Below are 3,929 nucleotides of genomic sequence, written 5' to 3' on the forward strand. Positions count from 1 at the left end.
GACTCGTCGATGGGGTCCAGCACGCGGGTGGACTCGTCGATGGGGTCCAGCACGCGGGTGGACTCGTCGATGGGGTCCAGCACGCGGGTGGACTCGTCGATGGGGTCCAGCACGCGGGTGGACTCGCAGTCGTCGGCAGGTGCCGGGGTGCGGTCGTTCTGAGCGGTCATCGGAGGTCACACTGCCTGGTCAGAAGCTGCTGCGAGGCGCCGCCGTTGGCGGCGGCCGGGGTCGTCGTGGCCTGCACCGCCCAGTAGCACCCCTTGTTCTGGAAGGTGTGGTCGACGGCGAGCGAGTACTGGGTGGCGCCGCTGCGTTCGAAGGTCTGGGGCGCACCGTCCGGGATGCTGAGCACTCCTGCGGAATCGCTGGTGAACCACGAGACGGTGATGGAGATCGGCCCGGTGCCGTCCGTGGTGATGTCGACGGTTGCCGAGGCGGTGGACGGACCCGTTTGCCGGAACGCCGACACGGCGACGTCCTTGACGGCGGGAGCTGCCGGCGCGGTGGGGGATGCGGTTGTCGGTGTCGCGTCGGTGGTTGCCCCGCCGGACGTCGTGTCCCCGGATGCCGTCATGGTGGCGGACGTCGAAGGGTCGCTGGTGCCGGTGGCGTCCGGAGACGGTGGGCCCGAAGGGGACAGGCTCGGGGACACGGTGGCGGTCGGGGACGGAGACGCGTGGGCCGGCGAGGTCGATGCGGTGGGACCCTGTGACGTCACGCCGGGCTGGGCGCTGGTGGTGGCGAGGGCCTTGGCCGTCGGCTGCGGATCCGCTGCCTGGGCGTGCTGGGCGGCGTAGGTCAGGAGGATGCCCAGGAGCACGGCGGCCGCCGACACCAGCATCCCCGCCCGGCCGGGGAGCCACGAACGAGCCGGGCCGTGGCCCGCCGCCTGGGCCAGGACCGTGCGTGCGGTATCCGTCGTGGTCTGCGGGGCTTCACGCGCTGAGGGCAGCAGCAGCGGCAGCAGTGCGACCAGCGCGACGAGCCGTCCCCGGCCGCGTTCCTCCCAGTCGGGCCCATAGGCGGCGCCGGCGGCCGCCTCCAGTTCCGAGACGAACGCCTCGGCGTGCGTGGGCCGCTCCTCCGGGTCCTTGGCCAAGCCGCGCCGCACCAGTGCGCGCACCGGCTCCGGGACCTCGTCGGCGGGGACGGGCGCGTCGACGTGCCGCAGCGCGAGTTCGGCGATGTTGTCACCCGAGTACGGTTTGTGGCCCGTCAGGCACTCGAAGAACGTGGCCGTGGCCGCGTACACGTCGGCGGTGGGAGAGGCGGGCGCGCCGGTCCACTGTTCCGGGGCCATGTAGGAGGGGGTTCCCGCGACGCCGACGCTGGTGCCGGTATCGACCGCGATCCCGAAGTCGACGAGCTTGGACGAACCGTCCGGGACGACCAGGACGTTCTCCGGCTTGTAGTCGCGGTGGACGACGCCAATGCGGTGCGCGTCGGCCAGGCCGAGCAGCGAACCCTTGAGGATCACGAGCGCGGCCTCGGGATCCAGCGGACCCCGCCCGGCCAGCACGGCTCGCAAGGAGACACCGTCCACCAACTCCATCACGATGGCGGCGCCGTCCGGGCTCTCGACGTACTCGTACAGCCCGGCGACGTACGGGCTTTCCAGCCCGCCGAGCAGCCGCGCCTCGGCTCTGAACTCGTGCACGAATCCCGGCCGGGTGCGCAGCGACTCGCTGAGGTACTTCACCGCGACCGGAAGGCCGGTCGCCTCGTGCACGGCCAGTACGACCCGTCCGCTCGCCCCGGATCCGAGCTCCAGCGACTCGGTGTATCCGGGCACCGCCCATGCGTTCATTTCGTTCCCCCAGATCCGCTGTGCCGACCGAGATCCCACTCGTTTCGGCGCTTTCGGCACGCGTTGAGAGACATATTTTCGGCCACTGCGGTTGCGGTGCGACGCCGTGGACGTCACGGGTTGACCACTCCTGGCGGGGGCACTGCGGAGCGCGGCGGTCTCTTTGGCGGCCGGCGGACCGCCGGTGGCGGGCTCTGTGGATCGTGTTCGTCCACGGGCAGATCGCGCTGACGTTCGTGCTCCGGCCGACGGGGGCACAGGGCACCGAGGTTGCCGACAGAATGGATACGGGCCTTACCCTGACCGGGCGCTGCTGCTGGGCGTGCTCGAACACCGCCCGCCCGGCGGCGCCGTCCAGGTCCTCTTCGCCTTGGCCTCCTGGGACCCGGCCCGGCAGGACCTGTACACGGGGATGGCAGACGAACTCGCCCAAGACCACCCCGCCTTGAAGGCTCCCGCCCTCGACGATCCCGCACAGGCCGGCGCCGACACCCAAGCGCGTGCCCTGCTGGCGCAGCGGCTGGTCCTGCCCATCCTCGACGGCCTGGACGAACTCCCCGAAGACCTGCGGGCCCCGGCCCTGCACGCCATCAACCAGGCGCTGCCGGCCTGGCAGCCGCTGGTGCCCTCCAGCCGCACCGCCGAGTACCGAAGCGCCCTGACCACACCAGCAGGGGTGACCGTGCTCCTCAACCGAGCTGCGGGCATCCGTCTCCTCCCGCTGGATCCCATGAAAGCGGCCGCCTGTCCGGAGCGCGACGCCGGAGGTCCTGGCGCCCAGGCTGCAACCCGCTGGAGACGGTTCACCGCTTCACTGGACACCGACACCCCGGTCTCTCAGGCACTGAGCACCCCGCTCGGACTGTTCCTGGCCCGCACCATCTACAACCCCCGCCCCGACGAACACCTCTCCGACCTACCCGACCTGGGCATTTTCGATTCGACCGGCGGTGGCGGTGTACTGCCGTTGCACGCCAGCCGAACGAAGGCTCTTCTTCAGGAACCCTGTCTCGTCCACGATCAACGCGCCGTCCCAGCCGAGGCGGTCCAGCACGTAGGAGCCGACCTCGTCGCGCACCCTGTCGGCGTCCCCGCGTGCGCCTCGCAGCGGCCTCTGCATCGCGCCGGGGCGGGCATGGCCAGCCTCTTCGGCCGGCTGCCAGCAGTTCTTGCGTTCGACGCCGGACAGTAGTCCGAGGATGAACGTCCATGCCGTCGCCCGCGGTGCCACTCGGCGAAACCGGCCCGCGATGCGCGCTATGGCCTGGTCGAACATCGCCTGCCAGCGGGCCGCGTCCATGCTGTGGCCCGGGACCATCGCACGATCTTCAGGAGTCCACACAACCTCTGATGATCACGCGTCGGCCGTTCTCATATTCACCCGGGCCCAGCGCAAAATCGCGAGGGCCGATCGGACGGGGATGGCGCGCTCTCGCCCGAGGCGGCTGATCCACCTGCCAATCCCTTTGCGCGACCGAGCAGGTCACCCCTAGCGTGCAAGCGCATCGGAACCGTGCGCCAGGGCAGCGGGCGCCACACGAATGAGGAGCAACCGCCGTGGGAACCATGGTCTCGGTCAGGGGCTGGCTGCAGTGTGACGACGGACAGCTAGCCCGGATCAAGGAGATCGTGGAAGCAGACGATCCGGAGCGCACCTACAGCGGGGGCTGGGCCTTCCCCGCTCGGCAGTACAACGACGTCAGGTGGGCCTTCTACGGGGGCGACATCCGCTCGGTATCCCTCGACTGGTTCGAGGAGAGGTTGCGTCAGATCGCCCAGATCCCGGCCTCCTACCAGGATGACGAGTACGACGAGAGGCCCCGGGGGCTGTTTCTGGTCAGCCACGACGTCGACGGCATGAGCGAGTGGAGGGTCCACAACGGCGGCCTAGTGATCGGCCTCCCGGATGGGAATTACCACTACCTCGACGCCTAGCCAGATCACGAAGTCGCACTCGAGTACTAGTAGTGCTTCGTTACGTCGTGTGATCTCGCCTGGTGGTGGGCATCTTCGTGGTGTGAGGCTGGGGGAAGTGGAGCGGCTCCGGGGTGAGTTATCGGAGTTCGTTGGCGATGTGTTTGCTTCGGTGCCGCGGCGGGATCAGCGGCGGTGGGGCGAG

2 protein-coding genes and 1 pseudogene are annotated in these 3,929 nt (G+C 69.8%); 1 reads left to right on the forward strand and 2 read right to left on the reverse strand.

Annotation, left to right across the window (positions count from 1 at the left end; genetic code table 11):
• Positions 1-166: 166 nt before the first annotated feature.
• The gene (locus tag ACFY3C_RS44615) at positions 167-1,810 is read right to left on the reverse strand and encodes a serine/threonine-protein kinase (protein ID WP_386582015.1); all 1,644 of its coding nucleotides are present in this window, start codon (positions 1,808-1,810) and stop codon (positions 167-169) included.
• A 922-nt stretch (positions 1,811-2,732) separates the two neighbouring features.
• Positions 2,733-3,071 (reverse strand): annotated as a pseudogene (locus tag ACFY3C_RS44620) (transposase); the annotation flags it as partial.
• 305 nt (positions 3,072-3,376) lie between these two features.
• Here ACFY3C_RS44620 and ACFY3C_RS44625 point away from each other — a divergent pair.
• Positions 3,377-3,745, forward strand: coding sequence for a hypothetical protein (locus ACFY3C_RS44625; RefSeq protein WP_390775020.1), 369 nt, complete (start codon positions 3,377-3,379; stop codon positions 3,743-3,745).
• The last annotated feature ends 184 nt before the right edge of the window (positions 3,746-3,929 follow it).

Origin of the sequence: Streptomyces sp. NPDC001410, assembly GCF_042895235.1 — a bacterium.
Taxonomy (GTDB): Bacteria; Actinomycetota; Actinomycetes; order Streptomycetales; family Streptomycetaceae; genus Streptomyces.

What these genes read in the sequence shown, in the direction of transcription:
- ACFY3C_RS44625 (WP_390775020.1), top strand. Translation starts at nt 3,377, where the DNA reads ATGGTCTCGGTCAGGGGCTGGCTGCAGTGTGACGACGGACAGCTAGCC.
- ACFY3C_RS44615 (WP_386582015.1), bottom strand. Translation starts at nt 1,810, where the DNA reads ATGAACGCATGGGCGGTGCCCGGATACACCGAGTCGCTGGAGCTCGGA.